Genomic DNA, 18,171 nt, shown 5'->3' on the forward strand with positions numbered 1-18,171 from the left:
CTCAGCTCCGCGGCAGGGCCAGGATGCGCTCGTACGCGGCATCCGCCTCGGCATCGATGATCTGACGCTCCGGGTGCTCGTCGTACCAGGCGACGATCTCGCGCGCCCCTTCGTCGAAGGTGACGGTGGTCCCGAAGTCGGGCACGAGAGCCTTCACCTTGCTGTTGTCGAACACCATCGAGTGGGACTTGTCGCCGACCAGCCCCGGTCCCCACGACGGGTGCACGGCCGCGATCGTGTCCGACGCGACGTGCACGAGTTCCGGTTCGACACCGGCCGCGTCGCCGAGCCACCGGTAGATCTGGTCCCACGTGGGCGCGTGGTCTCCGGTGATGTGGAAGACGTCGCCGACCGCCGCGGGGTGCCCCAGCAGGCCGACGAACGCGACGGCGAAGTCGCGCGAGTGCGTGATCGTCCACAGGCTCGAACCGTCACCGTGGACAACGACGGGCTTGCCTGCCCGCATCCGGGCGATATCGGTCCACCCCCCGAGCGTGGGCAGCAGGGTGCGGTCGTAGGTGTGCGACGGGCGCACGATCGTCGCGGGGAATCCCTGCTCGCGGTAGGCGGCGACGAGCAGATCCTCGCAGGCGATCTTGTCGCGTGAGTACTGCCAGAACGGGTTGCGCAGGGGCGTGGATTCGACGACGGGCAGGCGCGACGGCGGCTTCTGGTACGCCGATGCCGAGCTGATGAAGACGTACTGCCCCACCCGGCCGTCGAACCGGTCGATGCCCGCCTGAACCTGCTCGGGCGTGAACGACAGGAAGTCGGCGACGACGTCGAAGTCGCCACCGACAGCATCCAGTGCGGCTCGGGTCGCTTCCGCGTCCCTCACGTCGGCGACGATCGAGCGAGCGCCCTCCGGGAGAGGGCGGATGCCGGTCGTCCCACGGTTCAGCACGCTGACGTCATGGCCGGCGGCGAGGGCGCGAGACACACTCTCCGAGCTGATGATGCCGGTGCCGCCGATGAAGAGGATCCGCTGCGAAGTCATGCCGCCATTCTGACAGCAACACCGGAGAGGAAGGCCGCCGGATACGACAAAACCCCCGCTCACGCGAGGGTTTTCGTCTTGCTGGGGTACCTGGACTCGAACCAAGAATAACGGAACCAGAAACCGTCGTGTTGCCAATTACACCATACCCCAAGGGCGAAAACCGAGCCTCGCACCGAGAATCAAGCCTACCTGAGCGGGGGCGGAACACCAAAATGACCCGCCCCGCTCGGGCGCGTCGAGTCGAGTCGACGCTCAGCTCGCGAGGAACTCGCCCAGCCCGCGCAACCGGCGCAGGGACTCGTGCTTCCCGAGCAGCTCCATCGACTCGAACAGCGGCGGAGACACCCGGCGTCCGCTGATCGCGACGCGCGGAGGGCCGTAGGCGACCCGCGGCTTGAGCTCCAGAGTCTCGACGAGGGCGTGGGCGAGCGCCTCCTGGATCTTCTCCGGGGTGAACTCGCTCACGGGCTCGAGCGCGGCGACGCACGCCTCGAGCACCTCGGCAGCGTTCGCCGGCAGGCCCTTGAGCGCGTCCGCCTCGTACGACACCTCGTCGGTGAAGAGGAATCCGACCATGCCGGGCACCTCGCCCAGCAGCTGCACGCGCTCCTGCACCAGAGGCGCGACGCGGAACGCGGTCACGAGCTGCTCGCGCGTCGGCTCGTCGAAGAGACCGGCAGCGGCGAGATACGGAACAGTGCGCTCGGCGAAGTCCTTCTCCTCCAGCATCCGGATGTGGTCGCCGTTGATCGACTCCGCCTTCTTCTGGTCGAAGCGCGCCGGGTTCGGGTTCACGTTCTCGATGTCGAAGGCGGCGGTGAACTCCTCGAGGGAGAAGACATCGCGGTCGGGACCGATCCCCCACCCGAGCAGAGCCAGGTAGTTGAGCAGCCCCTCGGGGATGAACCCGCGGTCGCGGTGCAGGAACAGGTCGGCCTGCGGGTCGCGCTTGGAGAGCTTCTTGTTGCCGGTCTCTCCCAGCACGAGCGGCATGTGCGCGAAGCGCGGGACGAACGTCGTGACGCCCGCGTCGATCAGCGCGGCGTACAGCGAGAGCTGGCGCGCGGTCGACGGCATGAGGTCTTCGCCGCGCAGCACGTGCGTGATGCCCATCAGCGCGTCATCGACCGGATTCACGAAGGTGTACAGCGGGATGCCGTTCGGACGCACCACCACGAAGTCGGGGAACGATCCGGCGGGGAAGGTGACCTCGCCGCGGATGAGGTCGACGTAGGTGAGGTCTTCGTCGGGAACGCGCAGGCGCAGCGCGGGCTGGCGTCCCTCCGCGCGGAACGCTTCTTTCTGCTCCTCGGTGAGATCGCGATCGAAGTTGTCGTAGCCGAGCTGCTTGGCGCGGCCGTTCGCCTCGTTGCGGGCGTCGATCTCCTCCGCGTTCGAGAAGCTCTCGTACAGGGCGCCCGTCGCGAGGAGCGTGTCGATGACCCCGCGGTAGATGTCGTGACGCTCGGACTGCCGGTACGGCGCGTGGGGTCCGCCGACCTCGACGCCCTCGTCCCAGTCGATGGTGAGCCAGGTCAGCGCGTCCAGCAGCTGCCGGTAGCTCTCCTCGCTGTCTCGTGCCGCATCGGTGTCTTCGATGCGGAACACCATCTTGCCGCCGTTGTGACGGGCGTACGCCCAGTTGAAGAGGGCGGTGCGCACCAGGCCGACGTGCGGAAGACCTGTCGGCGAGGGGCAGAAGCGGACGCGGACGTCGGCACCACGTGCAGTCGTGGTGAGGGGGTGAGGGGTAGCCATAGCCCTTCGATTCTACGGCGCGGGCGACTCGACGACGTGCGGGTCCGTCGGGCGCCGCGTGCGCCCGAGCGGGGACAGCACGACGATGGCGAGCACGAGGACGGATGCCGCGACACCCAGCCCCGCGTACTGGAAGTTCGAGAGCACCACACCGGCGAGGATGGACCCGGCCGCCGCCGAGAGGCTCATGAGCGAGTCGCTCCGGCCCTGTCGACGCGTGCGGACCTCGGGCGCCGATGCCTCGGTGAGCAGCGCTGCACCGGCGACGGTCGCCGCGCTCCAGCCGAGTCCGAGCAGGATGAGCGCCGCGATCACGCCCCACTGCTCCGTCCCCGTGAAGATCGCGAAGGCCAGCGCACCGGCGAGCAGCACCTGGCCGAGCAGGACGACGCGGAGCCTCCCCCAGCGGTCGGCCAGCACGCCGAAGACCGGCGACAGCGCGTACATCCCGCCGACGTGGAGGGCGATGGTGATGCCGACGAGCGCGGAGACGTCGGCCGGTGTCGCCGCCATCCCATGCGCGCCGTGCGCCATGTGCGACAGGTGCACGGGCGTCATCGCCATGACGGACGCCATCACCACGTGCGATCCGGCGACCGCGAAGATCGCGTACCGCGCGACCACCGGTCGATCGGCGATGAGCGTGCCGGTCGCTGCGGCCGCCGCCTTCGCCAGACGCTGTGCGGCGAGCAGCGGGTCTGGGCGCAGCGCCACGAGATACAGCGCGAGCGCCGCGCACTGCGCGACGAACGAGAAGAGGTAGGAGCCCGTCTGCCGCGGCATCCCGACCGCCTGTCCGACGATCTCGCCCGGACCGAGCAGGAGCGGTCCCGCGACGCCGCCGATGGTCGTCGACCAGACGACGATCGAGAGATCGCGGCCGCGATGCTGCGGAGCGGCGAGGTCGGTCGCCGCGAACCGGGACTGCAGGTTCCCGGCATTTCCGGCACCGATCATCAGGATGCCGGCGAGCAGCAGCGGGAAAACGCGGAGGGAGGCGGCGAGGATCACGACCGCGATGCCCACGAGCGCGAAGAGGTTGCCGAGCGTGAGCGCCCGGCGGCGACCGACACGCGCCGCCAGTCGAGCGAGGGGGATCGCGCAGACCGCGGCGCCGAGCGTGACCGAGGCTGTGGCGAGCCCGGAAAGCGCGTCGCTGCCGGAGATGTCCGCGGCGAGGAGGGCGCCCAGGGAGACCGTCGCTCCGAAGGCGATCCCGCCGAGCACCTGGCCGAACGACAGCACCAGTACCGTGCGCCGCTGGACCGCGGCATGCTCTGCCGCCGTCAGGGCGACGACGGTCATGACGCGGGAGCAGCGTTGCGCGCGGTGTTGCGCAGGATCCCCAGTCCGGAGATCTCGACCTCGACGACGTCGCCCGCGCCGAACTCGCCGACGCCCGCAGGAGTACCGGTCATGATGACGTCGCCGGGAAGCAGCGTGAACACGGCGGAGGCGTACTCGATGATCGCCGGGACCGAGTGGATCATGTCGGTGAGCGGGGCTTGCTGCCGCACCTCGCCGTTGACCCGGGTCTCGATCGTCGCCGATGCCGGGTCGAAGTCCGTCTCGATCACCGGGCCCAGAGGGCAGAAGGTGTCGAAGCCCTTGGCCCGTGCCCACTGGCCATCCTTGCGCTGGAGGTCCCGTGCGGTCACGTCATTGCCGATCGTGTAGCCGAGCACGTAGTCGAGCGCGTTCTCCGCCTTCACGTTCTTCGCGATCTTCCCGATCACGACGACGAGCTCCCCTTCGTACTCCGTGCGGTCCGAGAGCGTCGGACGCACGATCGCATCGCCCGGGCCGATCACGGACGTGTTCGGCTTGAGGAAGAGAAGGGGCTCCTCGGGTGCCACTCCCCCCATCTCGGCGGCGTGATCGTGGTAGTTCTTGCCGACGCACACGACCTTGGACCGCGGGATCACTGGTGCGAGAAGCGCAGCATCCGCGAGCGGCACGCGTGCGCCGGTCGTCTCGTACCCGGTGAACATCGGGTCTCCGGCGAGCACGACGAGGTCGGTCCCGTCGATGATCCCGTACATGATGGCGTCGTCGTGGCTGAACCGGGCGATCTTCATGGTTCCAGCCTAGCGAGGCCCTCCGCGCTCAGGCGTCGAGGCGGAGCAGCCAGCCGTGCTTGTCCTCGCGGCGACCGTACTGGATGTCGGTGAGCTCTTCCCGCAGCGACAGCGCCAGCTCCCCCAGCGGCTGCGGCTCGTCGAAGCCCTCGCCGACCAGAGCACCGATCGGGGTGACGACGGCGGCCGTGCCGCAGGCGAACACCTCGACGATTTCGCCGGAGGCCACGCCCTCGCGCCATTCGTCGATCGAGATCGGACGCTTCTCGACCGTGTAGCCGCGGTCCTCCGCGAGCTGCAGCAGCGAGTCGCGCGTGATGCCCTCGAGGATGCTGTCGGACTCGGGCGTGACGACGCGGCCGTCCTTGAAGACGAAGACGACGTTCATGCCGCCGAGCTCCTCGACGTTGCGCTCCTCATTGAGGAACACGACCTGGTCGCAGCCCTTCGCGCTGGCCTCGCTCTGCGCGAGCAGGCTCGAGGCGTAGTTGCCGCCGGTCTTGGCCTTGCCCGTGCCGCCGCGGCCTGCGCGCGCGTAGTACTCGGAGAGCCAGATGCGCACCGGCTTCACACCGCCCGAGAAGTACGCCCCGGCCGGGCTCGCGATCACGTAGTAGGCGACCTTCTGCGCCGCACGGACGCCGAGGAAAGCTTCCTTCGCGAACATGAACGGCCGGAGGTACAGGCTCTGGTCGGCGCCGGACGGCACCCAGTGCCCGTCGACCGCGACGATCTCACGCAGCGACTGGATGAAGTACTCGGTGGGCAGCTCGGGCAGCGCGAGGCGCCGTGCGCTGGCCTGCATCCGCGCCGCGTTGCGGTCGGGACGGAAGGTGTGGATCGAGCCGTCCTCGTGACGGTAGGCCTTGATGCCCTCGAAGATCTCCTGCGCGTAGTGCAGCACGGATGCCGCGGGGTCGAGCGCGATCGGACCGTACGGCTGCACGCGCGGGCGGTGCCACCCGCCCTTGGCGGACCAGCAGATGTCGACCATGTGATCGGTGAAGGCGACGCCGAACCCGGGGTTCTCGTGCACCTCGGCGACCTGGGCGCGTGTCGCGGCCGCGAGGTTCTTCATCACCATGAACTTCAGCGGAGTCACAGTCGCGGTCTCGTCGATGGTCGTCATCTCATCATCCATTCCTCGTGGGTGGGCGCATCGTCGCGCCCTCTCAGCCTACGCCCGGAGGTCACAGCCGGGCAGTGATCGCGGAGCCGATCTCCGCGGTGGTGCGAGCCGCGCTGCGCGCGGCGATGTCGGCCTCGACCGCGGCGCTGACGCGTGCGGACTCATCGGCGAGACCGAGGTGGTCGAGCAGCAGAGCGATCGACAGGATCGCCGCGGTCGGGTCGGCCTTCTGCTGTCCCGCGATGTCGGGCGCCGAGCCGTGCACCGGCTCGAACATCGAGGGGAAGGCGCCGTCGGGATTGATGTTCCCGGATGCCGCCAGGCCGATGCCGCCGGTGACGGCTCCCGCCAGATCGGTGAGGATGTCGCCGAAGAGGTTGTCGGTGACGATCACATCGAAGCGAGAGGGGTCGGTCACCAGGAAGATCGTGGCCGCATCGACGTGCAGGTAGTCGACCGTGACGTCAGGATGGGTCGCGGCGACCTCGTTCACGATGCGCTGCCAAATGGCGCCGGCGTGCACGAGCACGTTGGTCTTGTGCACCAGGGTGACCTTCTTGCCACGGCGTTCCGCGAGGTCGAAGGCGTAGCGCACGACGCGCTCCACCCCGAACGCCGTGTTGACCGACGTCTCGTTGGCGACCTCCTGCGGGGTTCCCTTGCGGATCGCGCCGCCGTTGCCGACGTACGGTCCCTCGGTCCCCTCGCGCACCACGACGAAGTCGATCTCGCCCGGCGCGGAGAGCGGACCGGGCGCGCCGGTGAAGAGCTTCGACGGCCGCAGGTTCACGTAGTGATCGAGCGTGAAGCGGAGCTTCAGGAGGAGCCCGCGCTCGATGTTCGCGTCCTTGAGACGCGGGTCTCCGGGCGTGCCGCCGACGGCTCCGAGCAGGATGGCGTCGTGCGCGGCGATGGCCGCGAGGTCGTCATCGGTGAGGGTGTCGCCGGTCTCGAGGTAACGGGTCGCTCCGAGCGAGAAGCGGGTCTTCTCGAAGACGACGTCGCTCTGGGCGGTGACCGCCTCGAGGACCTTCTCGGCCTCGGCGATGACCTCGGGACCGATGCCGTCACCGGGGATGACGGCCAGCTTCACGACACGCGACATGACACTCCTTGCACGGGATGAACCGGCCGCGCTCCTTCGCTCGTCGAGCGGGCCGGTCCATCCAGCGTACTGGTCAGTGCGAGGGTGCTTTGCGCAGTGTGACGGCGGCGATCACGCCCGCCGCGACGACGAGTCCGGCGCCGATGAGCGACGTCACCATCACGCCAGACCCGAACGCCGAGGACGCGGCATCCCAGAGAGCGTCTCCGAGCTTCGCCGGCAGTTCCCGTGCCGCGGTGTACGCGCCGGCGAGCGTCTCGCGCGCCGCATCCGCCGCCTCGGTGGGCAGCCCCTCGGGCAACGCGAGCGCCCCCCGGTAGAAGGCCGTGATGATGCCACCCAGCACCGCCGTGCCGAGCACCGCGCCGAGCTCGTACGCCGTCTCGGACACCGCGCTCGCGGCTCCGGCCTTCTCGGCCGGCGCGCTCGACAGGATCAACTCGTTCGAGATGGTCTCGGCCGCGCCGATGCCGATGCCGAGCACGACGAAGGCGATGATCAGCGGCGCGACCCCGTGCTCGTGCGTGGTGAACGCGACGATCAGGTACCCGGCCACCGAGAACACCAGCGCGCTCGGTACGAGCAGGTGAGGTGGAACCCGGCGGGAGATCGGCACGACCGTGAGACCGGCGACGATCATCGCCGCCATACCGGGAACCAGCGCCACGCCCGCGAGCATCGGCGAGAGTCCGAGCACGAGCTGCAGATGCTGCGAGACGAAATAGAGGAAGCCGACCAGAGCGACCACACTGAGCAGGTTGACCAGGATCGCCCCGGAGAACGAGCCACGCCGGAAGAGCGCCATGTCGAGCATGGGGGTGGCGGAACGGTTCTGCCGACGGACGAACAGCACGCCCATCGCGATGCCGAGCAGCGCCCAGCCGCCGGCGATCAGGGACGGGCCGTCGACGGCGAGCGACTTGATCGCGTAGACGACCGGGATCATCGCGGCCATCGAGAGCACGATGCTGACCGGGTCGATCCTGCCCGGGTTCGGGTCACGGCTCTCCGGGACGAGGAGCGGGGCGCAGATCAGCAGCGGGATCAGCACCGGCACGGCGATGAGGAAGACCGATCCCCAGGCGAAGTGCTCGAGGAGGAACCCTCCCACGATCGGTCCCAGCGCGGACCCGGCCGAGAACGCGGAAGCCCAGACGGCGATCGCCATGCGGCGCTGGTCACGGTTCTGGAAGATGGTGCGCAGGAGCGACAGCGTCGACGGCATCAGCATCGCGCCGAAGAATCCGAGCAGCGCGCGGGCGGCGATCAGCAGACCGGCGGTCGGCGCGAAGGCGGCCAGCGCGGAAACCGCGGCGAAGCCGATCGCGCCGATCAGCAGCATGCGGCGGCGGCCGAAGCGGTCGCCGAGGGTGCCCATCGTGACCAGCAGGCCGGCGAGCACGAGAGGGTAGACATCGATGATCCACAGCTGCTCGGCGCCGGTGGGCGCGAGCGCGATGGAGATCTCGGGGAGCGCGAAGCTCAACACCGTGTTGTCCACCGAGACGAGCAGCACCGGCAGCATGAGGACGACGAGCGCCGCCCAGCCTCGGGCCCCGACGCGGGGAGCATCCGTCTCTGTCGTCGGGATCGACGCAGTACGAATCATGGAACACCTCTCAGGATCACGACGGCATCGTTACTAAACCGTCCAGCTGGTATAGTAACAGACATGCCCCGACCTCCCCTCGCCCGTGAGAAGGTGCTCGACGCGTTCGAGTCGATCGTCATCGCCGACGGCGAACGGACTGCGACGCTCGATGCGACCGCCAAGGCCGCCGGCGTCTCCAAGGGCGGACTGCTCTATCACTTCGGCTCGAAGGAGGAGCTCGCGGCCGGGCTGCTCGAGCGCCTGGACACGCTCACGACGGCCGATCTCGCGGTCATGGCTGCGGCAGACGAAGGCCCCGTCGCGTACTACATCCGCACCTCCGTGATGGAGGACGACGCGCTCGATCGCGCCCTGATCGCCGCCACGCGCCTCGCCCAGGGAGGGTCGATCGCCGCAGCCGAAGGCCTCCGCAACAACCGGCGCCGCTGGGAGGACGCGATCCGTCCGCATGTGCATGATCGGACCAGCCTCGACCTCGTGATGCTGCTCAGCGACGGCCTCTACTTCAACAACTCGCTCGACGTGCACGGGCCGGAACGCCTCGTCCCGCATGACGAGGAACTCACGGCCCTGATCGCCCTCGTCCTGAAGTCCACCACGTAGGCACCGGTCGCGGAACGCGAAGAGGGCGGGGAGGCCTGTGCCTCCCCGCCCTCTTCCTGCGCTGTGTCAGACCTCGGTGATCTCGATCTGGCGGAACAGGTCGGCCTCGATCGCGGAGCTCACTTCTTCGAGCAGCTCCTCCGACACGGGCGAGTCGAGGGTCAGCACGCTGAGCGCCTGCGCGCCGGCGGCCTGACGGGCGATCTGCATGCCCGCGATGTTGACGCCCGCGTCGCCGAACTTCTGTCCGTAGACCGCGACGATGCCGGGGCGGTCGGTGTAGAGCATCACGACGTGGTTCTTCTCGATCGGCAGCTCGAGCGCGTGGTCGTTGATGCCGATGAGCTTCTCGGCCTGCTTCGGGCCGGTGAGCGTGCCGGAGACCGAGAGCTGCGAGCCGTCGGAGAGCGCACCGGTGAGGGTGATGACGTTGCGGTACTCGTCGCTCACGTCATCCTTCAGGAGACGGACGGCGATGCCCCGCTGCTCGGCCAGCAGGGGCGCGTTCACGTACGACACCGTCTCGCTGACGATGTTCGTGAAGACGCCCTTGAGCGCCGCGAGCTTGAGCACGCTGACGTCGTAGTCGTTGAGCTCGCCGTGCACCTCGACGTCGAGGCTGGTGAGCGGCGACGTCGCGAGAGCCGCGAAGATCTGGCCGAGCTTCTCGACCAGCGAGATCCCGGGGCGCACGTACGGGTCGATGACGCCGCCGGCGACGTTGACCGCGTCGGGAACGAGGTCTCCGCCGAGAGCCAGTCGCACGGAGCGCGCGACCGAGACGCCGGCCTTCTCCTGTGCCTCTTCCGTGCTCGCACCGAGGTGCGGCGTGACCACGACGTTCGGCAGGTCGAGCAGCGGACGCGCCGTGCCGCCCTCGGCCGGGGGCTCGGAGGTGAAGACGTCGAGACCGGCGCCGGCGATCTCACCGGCGACGAGTGCGGCGTGGAGCGCCTCTTCATCGATCAGTCCGCCGCGCGCGACGTTGACGACGAAGGCGGTCGGCTTCATGGCCTTGAACTGCTCGGCCCCGATCATGCCGGTCGTCTCCGGCGTCTTCGGCATGTGGATCGTGAGGAAGTCGGCCTCGGCGACGAGCTCGTCGAGCGAGAGCAGCTGCACGCCGAGCTGCTGCGCGCGGGCGGAGGTGACGTAGGGGTCGTAGGCCACGACGCGCATGTCGAAGGCGGCGAGACGCGCGGCGACGAGGGCGCCGATACGTCCGAGGCCCACGATGCCGACGGTCTTCTCGAAGAGCTCGGCACCGGTGAAGGAGCTGCGCTTCCACTGCCCGGCGGAGAGCGAGGCGTGAGCGGCCGGAATCCGGCGGGCGAGGCTCAGGATGTGTCCGACCGTGAGCTCGGCCGCGGAGACGATGTTCGAGGTCGGCGCGTTGACGACCATGACACCGGCCGCCGTCGCGGCCTTGATGTCGACGTTGTCGAGTCCGACGCCCGCACGGGCGACGACCTTGAGCTTCGGCGCGTGCGTGAGCGCCTCTTCGTCGATGCGGGTGGCCGAACGGATGAGCACCGCGTCAGCCTCCGCCAGCGAAGCGAAGAGTGCTTCCCGATCGGTGCCGTCGACGTCACGGACGTCGAAGTCGGGGCCCAGGGCCTCGATCGTGGCGGGAGAGAGCACTTCGGCGATGAGCACAACGGGCTTCGGCACAGAGAATCCTTCGGGGCAGCGCGGCAGGCGGGAGGGGCCGATGCGCCGCACACCATGGGGGCGCGATCACCTCAACTGTACCCGAGCGGTCACGGCGCTCCGTGCGTGTGACGGCTCGCGTCGGATGCTCGGAGGCGTCAGGCGCTGGGCAGCGTCAGGCTCAGGGCGATGAGGCTCATCCAGAAGACCGCGACGATCCCGAGCCCGGCCAGCAGCGAGAGTGCCAGCTCTCCCACCCGACGCCGACGGCCGATGAGGAAGGCGAACACGAAGACGATGACCGGGAAGACGACCCCGAACAGCAGCGTGATCCAGCCCGTCCCCGTCAGCCCGGTGCGCGCCATGTTGATCAGGTGCGCCACGGCGTTCCACACCGCATAGGCGTAGAGCAGACCGGCGAGGCCGATGACGAGCCCGACGACCCAGCGCGGGGATCCGGGCGCGACCGGAGCGCTCTGCGTGTCGCTCATGATCCGATCACCCCCACGGTGACGAACGGCCAGGGAACGAGGAGCACCACTCCGGCGATGAGCACCGCGATGCGGATCCAGGTGGCCCTCCCCTTCGTCAGCACCCAGCTCGCGAGGAACCAGAGGGCGGGTGCGGCGATCGCGAGCACGAACCAGGGCAGGAACATCGTGTCGTCGACGAGGAAGGATGCCAGCGGTCGTAGGCGCAGACCGGCGACGACCCATCCGATCGTGTACAGCAGATAGACGCCGCCGACGACGCCGAGGATCAGCAGCATCGCGGTGCTGAGTCCCGCGCTCTCGGTTTCTCCGGCTGCCGTGACGGTGCCGTCGTCCGCGACGGTGCCGACCTCGTCGCTGCCCTTGCCGACCGCGTTCCACCCTCGCGGCAGCGCCGGATCCTTCGGCGCGGACGCCTCGTCACCGTCCCAGCTGAGGGCGTCGTCGGAATCGGAAGTCATGTCCCCAGAGTAGGACACCTCGTCCACTATGCTCGGGGGCATCGGGCCCCGGAGGGCCCTCGGCAGGGGGAAAGGACCGCTGTGGCTGACAACAAGAAGGTCGATCGCGACGAGCAGGACGGGTCGAACGCCGGCACCGCCGAGCCGCCGGCGGGCTGGACCCCGACGGCCACCGCGACGAAGAAGGCGACGACCTTCCGCTGGATCGCCGCGGTGCTGTGGGCACTCGCGATCATCGGCGAAGCGGTCGGCATCTTCTGGCTCCTCCGTCAGCGCGTCTTCGTCGGCGAGGACGGCACACTCGTGCGCGACCCCGACACGGGCCTCCTGCAGGAGCAGGGCGTCACCGCGCAGTTCCCGCAGTGGGCCTTCATCTCCCTTCTCGTCCTTCTCGTCGTCATCGCGGCGCTGTCGATCACCGGCTCGGTGCTGTGGAAGAAGGCGAACCGTCTGGACCCCGCACGCAAGTCCGACACCGTCCGGTTCTTCGTGCAGAATCAGCTCGGTGCGATCATCGCGGTCGTCGCGTTCCTTCCGCTCATCATCCTCATCTTCCTCAACAAGGACATGGACAAGGGGCAGAAGACGACCGCCGGCATCGTCGGCATCGCTCTCGCCGCTCTCGCCGTCGTGCTCGGCATCGACTTCAATCCGTCGTCCGTCGAGCAGTACACCGCCGACCAGTCGGCCGTGATCCAGCTTCTCGGCCAGGACGAAGTGGTCTGGGTCGACGGCGGTGCGGTCTATCACGTGTGCGATCAGGTCTCCGCGATCCAGACCGGCAGCGAGATCCGCACGGGCACGACGGCTGAGGCCGTCGAGGCCGGCAAGATCCGCCTCACCCTGCAGTTCGCCTCCGAGCTGCGCGCGTGCGACCTGGCGGTGCCCGAGAACGCCGACGAGATCACCGAGGCGCTCCGCGCGATCCAGGCAGGGCAGGTCGACACGCTCCTCCCCGCGCCGGTGTGGGCGGACCCTGCGGACGCACCGATCCAGGTCGAAGAGGCTCCGGCCGAGTGACGGCGGGCTGAGCGGAGCTAATCCGCTCCGAGCGCCTCGACCAGTCTCCCCTCCGCAGAGGAGAGGTGGAGGACGAGGAGGTCGGCTGCCCGCTCCCCGTCGCCGGCCGCGACCGCATCCAGCATCTCCGCATGCTGCGCGGCGATGACGGCGGCATCCAGCAGACGGCGCCCCTGCACCTGCGCCATGCAGAGCCGTGCCTCATCGAGGACGCTGCGGTACATCCGCGCCGTCCGCTCGCTCTCGAGCGCGTCGATGAGAGCGGTGTGGAACCGCAGGTCGGGATCGACGGTGGCCGGATCGGGTCCCGTCGGCATCGCGAGGATCTCGGCGTTCGCCTGGACGGCCGACGCGGGCACGGTGCGCGTGAGCGCGAGCTCCCGCAGTGCCGCGCTCTCCAGTCGCGACCGGGTGCGATAGACGTCTCGCACGGTCTCGGGATCGATCCCCACCACTCGCGCCGAACGGTGCGCCGTGCGCACCAGGAGGCCGGATGCGACGAGCTGCTCGATCGCGGCCTTCGCGCTCGGTCGGGCGACGCCGAACGACTGCGACACCGCTGCCTCGGTGAGGGGCGTGCCGGACCGGATCTCGCCGCTGAGAATGCGCTCGCGGAGCCGGACGGTGACGGCATCCACGACGCCCACGATCCCGAGAGCAGCATCCGTCGTCATGGGACCATTCTATCGAGACGGCGGATGTCAGTACACTTGTCAGACAATCTCTCGAGCGGAGCAGAGGAGCACCGTGCCGACCACACTCGCAGAACCGCTGGATCCCGTGCTGCTCGGGTCGTCGACCGAGGTGCACTCCCGCTCGATCGACCGCTTCGCCCGCGCACACGACGCCTCCCATTACCTGCTGATCCCGGATGCCGTCCTCTCCCCCGCGGATGCCGAGGGCGTCGCCCGCGCGTTCGGCGCTGTCCGGGCTGCCGGACGCACCATGACGTTCCGCTCCGGCGGCACCAGCCTCTCCGGCCAGGGCGTGAGCGGCGACATCCTCGTCGACACGCGCAGCCACTTCCGCGGCATCGCCGTCGAGGACGACGGCGCCTCGGTGCGCGTCGGACCCGGCGCCACCGTGCGGCAGGTCAACACCCGCCTCGCCCGCTATCGGCGCAAGCTCGGACCCGACCCCGCCAGCGAGATCGCCTGCACGATCGGCGGCGTCGTCGCGAACAACTCCAGCGGCATGGCGTGCGGGATCACCGAGAACTCGTACCAGACGATCGAGTCGATGCGGATCGTGCTCCCGAGCGGCACGATCCTCGATACCGGACGCCCCGATGCGAACGAGGTGCTGAGGGCCGCCGAACCCGCCATCGCCGACGGACTGCTGGCCCTCCGCGCAAGGCTCCTGGAGTCACCGGACCATGTGGCCTTCCTCCGTCAGCAGTTCTCGATGAAGAACACCATGGGCTACGGGCTGAATGCGCTGCTCGACTTCGACGATCCTGTGCGGATCCTCGAGCACCTGATCATCGGCTCGGAGGGCACCCTCGCCTTCGTCGCCGAGGCCCGCTTCCGCACGATCGAGGTGCGCCCGGCCATCGCGACCGGACTGCTCGTGTTCGAGACGCTGACCGACGCCATGACCGCGCTTCCTGCGCTGGCAGACCTCGGTCTCGCCACGATCGAGCTGCTGGATGCCGCCTCCCTCCGCGTCGCGCAGAGCCTGAGCGATGTGCCGGAGACGATCGCCGAGATCGAGGTGCAGGGACACGCCGCGCTTCTCGTCGAGGTCCATGCCGACAGCGTGGACACTCTCGCGCAGGCGAGCGCCACGGCGCAGACGCATTTCGAATCGCTCCCTCTGGCCATCGCACCCCGTCTCACGACGGATGCCGCCGAGCGCGCGGCTCTCTGGCACGTGCGGAAGGGGCTCTACACGGCCGTCGCCGGCGCCCGCCCCTCCGGCACGACCGCGCTGCTGGAAGACATCGTCGTGCCGGTCCCCCGGCTCCTCGCCACGTGCGAGCGCCTCATCGAGCTCTTCGCCGAGCACGGCTACGAGGGATCGGTGATCTTCGGGCACGCGAAGGACGGCAACGTCCACTTCCTGCTCAACGAGCGGTTCGACGACCCGGCGAGCGTGGCCCGCTATCGGCGCTTCACCGACGATCTCGTGACACTGGTGCTGGAACAGCAGGGATCACTGAAGGCCGAGCACGGTACCGGCCGCATCATGGCGCCGTTCGTACGACGCCAGTACGGCGACGAGCTCACCGACATGATGTGGGAGATCAAGCGGCTGTTCGACCCGGATCTCATCCTCAACCCGGGCGTGGTGCTGTCCGACGACCCCGACTCGTACCTGGACGACCTCAAGCGGGTTCCCACGGTCGAGAGCGAGGTCGACCGCTGCGTGGAGTGCGGCTACTGCGAGCCGACGTGTCCGAGCAAGAGCATCACTCTGACGCCCCGTCAGCGCATCGTGATCCGTCGCGACATGGCGTGGGCCGAGGAGCAGGGCGACACCGACCTGCTGCGCGACCTGCAGGCGGACTACGACTACGACGGCGTGCAGACCTGCGCGGTCGACGGCATGTGCGGCGTCGCCTGCCCGGTCGACATCAACACCGGCGATCTGGTGCGACGGCTGCGCGCCGAGGAATCCTCGAAGGTCGAGGGCGTCGTCTGGGACGCGGCGGCGAAGAACTGGGACGCCGTCACGCGCGTCGGCGGCACGGCGCTCACGTTCGCCTCCGCGATGCCCGCGCCCCTGGTGGCCGGTGTCACGAAGGTCGGACGCGCCATCCTCGGCGCCGACACCGTGCCGCTGTACGACGGCGGACTCCCCCGCGGCGGCACGAAGCCTCCGGTGCCACAGAATCCCGCCGATGCCGAAGCGGTCTTCTTCGGTGCGTGCATCGGCACGATGTTCGGTGCGGAGGGTCATGGCGAAGGATCGCGCGACGCCGTCCGCGCCCTGCTGGACCGCGCGGGCATCGCCGTGGTCATCCCCGAGGATGCCGGCGGAATGTGCTGCGGAACGCCGTGGAAGTCGAAGGGGCATCTCGCCGGATACGACCGGATGACGAAGCGCGTGCTCGCTGGACTCTGGGAGGCGAGCCGGTCCGGCGCGCTCCCGGTGGTGTGCGACGCGGCATCCTGCACCGAGGGCCTGCACACGATGCTCGCGAAGTCCGTCGCCGAGTACCCGGAGTATGCGGGCCTCGTCATCGAGGACGCGACGACCTACATCGCCAGGGAGGTGCTCCCCCGCGTCACCGTCACCGCGAAGTTGGACAGCGTGGCCGTGCATCCGACCTGCTCGACCACGGCTCTGGGGGCGACCGGGGCGCTCACCGCGATCGCGGGGGCCGTCGCCGACGATGTCTTCGTCCCCGAGGGCTGGGGATGCTGCGCCTTCGCCGGAGACCGCGGCATGCTGCATCCCGAGCTCACCGCCAGCGCGACAGAGGTCGAATCGGCGGAGGTCCGGGCGGCGGATGCCGAACGCGGCGGTTTCGACGCGTTCGTCTCGGCGAACCGCACGTGCGAGATCGGCATGACCCGCGCGACCGGCCAGCCGTACCGCCACGTGGTCGAGGTGCTCGAGGAGCTCACCCGCGGCTGACACCAGAGGATAACGAGAGAACGGGCACCCCCGAGGGGATGCCCGTTCTCTCGTGGATCAGATCAGCGCGCAGCGCTGCCGTCGACGTAGTCCTCGTCCGTCTGCTTCCAGGCGAAGAGCGACCGCAGCTCCTTGCCGGTCACCTCGATCGGGTGCTGCTCCTCCTTGGCGCGCAGCGCCAGGAACTCCTCGGCGCCATTGTCCTGGTCGTCGATGAAGCGCTTCGCGAAGGCACCGGACTGGATGTCGGCGAGCACGCCCTGCATGCTCTCCTTGACGCGAGCGTCGATGACGCGCGGGCCCGAGACGTAGTCGCCGAACTCGGCGGTGTCGGAGATCGACCAGCGCTGCTTGGCGATGCCGCCCTCCCACATCAGGTCGACGATGAGCTTCAGCTCGTGCAGCACCTCGAAGTAGGCGATCTGCGGCTGGTAGCCCGCCTCGGTGAGGGTCTCGAAGCCCGCCTGCACGAGGTGGCTCACGCCACCGCAGAGCACGGCCTGCTCGCCGAAGAGGTCGGTCTCGGTCTCCTCGGTGAAGGTCGTCTTGATGACGCCGGCACGGGTGCCGCCGATGGCCTTCGCGTACGACAGCGCGGTGTCCCAGGCGTGACCCGATGCGTCGCGCTCGACGGCGATGATGTCGGGGATGCCGCGACCGGCGACGAACTCGCGACGCACCGTGTGGCCGGGGGCCTTCGGAGCGACGAGGATCACGTCGACGCCCTCGGGAGCGTCGATGTAGCCGAAGCGGATGTTGAAGCCGTGCGCGAACGCGAGGGTCTTGCCCGCGGTCAGGTTCGGCGCGATGGACTCGCTGTAGATGATGCGCTGGTGCTGGTCCGGCGCGAGGATCATGATGAGGTCGGCCCACTCGGTCGCCTCGGCGACGGACTTGACCGGGAAGCCGGCCTCCTCGGCCTTCGGGGCGGACTTGGAGCCCTCCTTGAGCGCGATGGCGACCTCGACACCCGAGTCGCGCAGGTTCTGCGCGTGGGCGTGACCCTGCGATCCGTAACCGACGATCGCGACCTTCTTGCCCTGGATCAGGGACAGATCGGCGTCGGCGTCGTAGAAGATCTCGGTGCTCACGGTGTGTTTCTCCTTGTTCGTGGTTGTGTGTCGGGGCCCTTCGACACGCTCAGGGACCCAGTGAGTTTGTGAAAAGTGTCAGCCGCGCAGGACGCGCTCGGTGATGCTCTTGCCGCCGCGGCCGATCGCGAGGAGACCCGACTGGGCGATCTCCTTGATGCCGAACGGCTCGAAGGCCTTGAGCAGAGCTTCGACCTTGCCCTTGTCTCCCGTGACCTCGACCACGAGAGCATCCGGTGCGTAGTCGACGACCGACGCGCGGAACAGGTTCACGACCTCGATCACGTTCGAGCGCGTGGCGTTGTCGGTGCGCACCTTGACGAGCATGTGCTCGCGCTGCACGGACGACGAGGCATCGAGCTCGACGATCTTGATGACGTTGATCAGCTTGTTCAGCTGCTTCGTCACCTGCTCGAGGGGAAGCTGCTCCTCGACGTCGACGACGACCGTGATCCGGGAGATGCCCGGAACCTCGGTCACGCCCACGGCGAGGGACTCGATGTTGAAGCTGCGACGGGCGAACAGCCCGGCGACACGGGTGAGAAGACCGGGGCGGTCCTCCACCAGCAGGCTCAGCACATGGGTCGACAT

At 68.9% G+C, this 18,171-nt stretch carries 16 protein-coding genes and 1 tRNA gene; 3 read left to right on the top strand and 14 right to left on the bottom strand.

Features of this window, described 5'->3' with window-relative positions:
- Position 1 precedes the first annotated feature (1 nt).
- The 8 genes from LC452_RS11270 to LC452_RS11305 form a co-directional block, all read right to left on the bottom strand.
- Positions 2-997 (bottom strand): SDR family oxidoreductase, encoded by a 996-nt coding sequence (locus LC452_RS11270; RefSeq protein ID WP_223625193.1) that lies wholly within the window; start codon positions 995-997, stop codon positions 2-4.
- Positions 998-1,078: 81 nt separating this feature from the next.
- Positions 1,079-1,150, bottom strand: a tRNA-Gln gene (locus tag LC452_RS11275).
- Between the two features lie 102 nt (positions 1,151-1,252).
- Positions 1,253-2,758, bottom strand: coding sequence for a glutamate--tRNA ligase (gltX, locus tag LC452_RS11280; protein WP_223625194.1), 1,506 nt, complete (start codon positions 2,756-2,758; stop codon positions 1,253-1,255).
- A gap of 12 nt (positions 2,759-2,770) precedes the next feature.
- Complete coding sequence (locus tag LC452_RS11285) at positions 2,771-4,063, bottom strand: MFS transporter (RefSeq protein ID WP_223625196.1); 1,293 nt, start codon at positions 4,061-4,063, stop codon at positions 2,771-2,773.
- On the bottom strand, positions 4,060-4,836 hold the full coding sequence (locus LC452_RS11290) for a fumarylacetoacetate hydrolase family protein (RefSeq protein ID WP_223625198.1): 777 nt from the start codon (positions 4,834-4,836) through the stop codon (positions 4,060-4,062). Before LC452_RS11290 ends, LC452_RS11285 begins: the two co-directional genes overlap by 4 nt.
- Positions 4,837-4,864: 28 nt before the next feature.
- Positions 4,865-5,965 carry a branched-chain amino acid aminotransferase gene (locus tag LC452_RS11295; RefSeq protein WP_223625200.1) on the bottom strand — a complete coding sequence of 367 codons (1,101 nt, stop codon included), beginning with the start codon at positions 5,963-5,965 and terminating at the stop codon, positions 4,865-4,867.
- A gap of 61 nt (positions 5,966-6,026) precedes the next feature.
- Complete coding sequence (locus LC452_RS11300) at positions 6,027-7,070, bottom strand: 3-isopropylmalate dehydrogenase (RefSeq protein ID WP_223625202.1); 1,044 nt, start codon at positions 7,068-7,070, stop codon at positions 6,027-6,029.
- A gap of 73 nt (positions 7,071-7,143) precedes the next feature.
- Entirely contained in the window at positions 7,144-8,679 is a 1,536-nt protein-coding gene (locus LC452_RS11305; protein WP_223625204.1) for an MFS transporter, read from the bottom strand.
- Positions 8,680-8,742: 63 nt separating this feature from the next.
- Between LC452_RS11305 and LC452_RS11310 the strand changes: the two genes are divergently transcribed.
- Positions 8,743-9,285 (top strand): TetR/AcrR family transcriptional regulator, encoded by a 543-nt coding sequence (locus LC452_RS11310; protein ID WP_223625206.1) that lies wholly within the window; start codon positions 8,743-8,745, stop codon positions 9,283-9,285.
- 66 nt (positions 9,286-9,351) lie between these two features.
- On the opposite strand, the gene serA is transcribed toward LC452_RS11310, so the two are convergent.
- The 3 genes from serA to LC452_RS11325 form a co-directional block, all read right to left on the bottom strand.
- Entirely contained in the window at positions 9,352-10,956 is a 1,605-nt protein-coding gene (serA, locus tag LC452_RS11315) for a phosphoglycerate dehydrogenase (protein WP_223625208.1), read from the bottom strand.
- A 137-nt stretch (positions 10,957-11,093) separates the two neighbouring features.
- Positions 11,094-11,426: a hypothetical protein gene (locus LC452_RS11320; RefSeq protein WP_223625210.1), complete on the bottom strand. Its 333-nt coding sequence runs from the start codon at positions 11,424-11,426 to the stop codon at positions 11,094-11,096.
- Complete coding sequence (locus LC452_RS11325; protein WP_223625213.1) at positions 11,423-11,887, bottom strand: hypothetical protein; 465 nt, start codon at positions 11,885-11,887, stop codon at positions 11,423-11,425. Before LC452_RS11325 ends, LC452_RS11320 begins: the two co-directional genes overlap by 4 nt.
- An 81-nt stretch (positions 11,888-11,968) precedes the next feature.
- Between LC452_RS11325 and LC452_RS11330 the strand changes: the two genes are divergently transcribed.
- On the top strand, positions 11,969-12,907 hold the full coding sequence (locus tag LC452_RS11330; protein WP_223625216.1) for a hypothetical protein: 939 nt from the start codon (positions 11,969-11,971) through the stop codon (positions 12,905-12,907).
- A gap of 17 nt (positions 12,908-12,924) precedes the next feature.
- Here the strand turns inward: LC452_RS11330 and LC452_RS11335 are convergent, their stop codons facing one another.
- Complete coding sequence (locus LC452_RS11335; protein WP_223625219.1) at positions 12,925-13,581, bottom strand: GntR family transcriptional regulator; 657 nt, start codon at positions 13,579-13,581, stop codon at positions 12,925-12,927.
- Between the two features lie 73 nt (positions 13,582-13,654).
- Here LC452_RS11335 and LC452_RS11340 point away from each other — a divergent pair, with 73 nt between their 5' ends.
- The gene (locus tag LC452_RS11340) at positions 13,655-16,489 is read left to right on the top strand and encodes an FAD-binding and (Fe-S)-binding domain-containing protein (protein WP_223625221.1); all 2,835 of its coding nucleotides are present in this window, start codon (positions 13,655-13,657) and stop codon (positions 16,487-16,489) included.
- 62 nt (positions 16,490-16,551) lie between these two features.
- On the opposite strand, the gene ilvC is transcribed toward LC452_RS11340, so the two are convergent.
- A complete protein-coding gene (ilvC, locus tag LC452_RS11345; protein ID WP_223625225.1) occupies positions 16,552-17,580 on the bottom strand; it encodes a ketol-acid reductoisomerase in 1,029 nt (342 codons plus the stop codon).
- 78 nt (positions 17,581-17,658) lie between these two features.
- Complete coding sequence (gene ilvN / locus LC452_RS11350) at positions 17,659-18,171, bottom strand: acetolactate synthase small subunit (RefSeq protein WP_223625228.1); 513 nt, start codon at positions 18,169-18,171, stop codon at positions 17,659-17,661.

The sequence above is a fragment of the Microbacterium sp. EST19A genome (assembly GCF_019969685.1).
In the GTDB taxonomy this organism is placed as follows: Bacteria; Actinomycetota; Actinomycetes; order Actinomycetales; family Microbacteriaceae; genus Microbacterium.

Coding starts and splice junctions, on each gene's coding strand:
- LC452_RS11270 (WP_223625193.1), bottom strand. CDS start 997: ATGACTTCGCAGCGGATCCTCTTCATCGGCGGCACCGGCATCATCAGC.
- gltX (WP_223625194.1), bottom strand. CDS start 2,758: ATGGCTACCCCTCACCCCCTCACCACGACTGCACGTGGTGCCGACGTC.
- LC452_RS11285 (WP_223625196.1), bottom strand. CDS start 4,063: ATGACCGTCGTCGCCCTGACGGCGGCAGAGCATGCCGCGGTCCAGCGG.
- LC452_RS11290 (WP_223625198.1), bottom strand. CDS start 4,836: ATGAAGATCGCCCGGTTCAGCCACGACGACGCCATCATGTACGGGATC.
- LC452_RS11295 (WP_223625200.1), bottom strand. CDS start 5,965: ATGACGACCATCGACGAGACCGCGACTGTGACTCCGCTGAAGTTCATG.
- LC452_RS11300 (WP_223625202.1), bottom strand. CDS start 7,070: ATGTCGCGTGTCGTGAAGCTGGCCGTCATCCCCGGTGACGGCATCGGT.
- LC452_RS11305 (WP_223625204.1), bottom strand. CDS start 8,679: ATGATTCGTACTGCGTCGATCCCGACGACAGAGACGGATGCTCCCCGC.
- LC452_RS11310 (WP_223625206.1), top strand. CDS start 8,743: ATGCCCCGACCTCCCCTCGCCCGTGAGAAGGTGCTCGACGCGTTCGAG.
- LC452_RS11320 (WP_223625210.1), bottom strand. CDS start 11,426: ATGAGCGACACGCAGAGCGCTCCGGTCGCGCCCGGATCCCCGCGCTGG.
- LC452_RS11325 (WP_223625213.1), bottom strand. CDS start 11,887: ATGACTTCCGATTCCGACGACGCCCTCAGCTGGGACGGTGACGAGGCG.
- LC452_RS11335 (WP_223625219.1), bottom strand. CDS start 13,581: ATGACGACGGATGCTGCTCTCGGGATCGTGGGCGTCGTGGATGCCGTC.
- ilvN (WP_223625228.1), bottom strand. CDS start 18,171: ATGTCGACCCATGTGCTGAGCCTGCTGGTGGAGGACCGCCCCGGTCTT.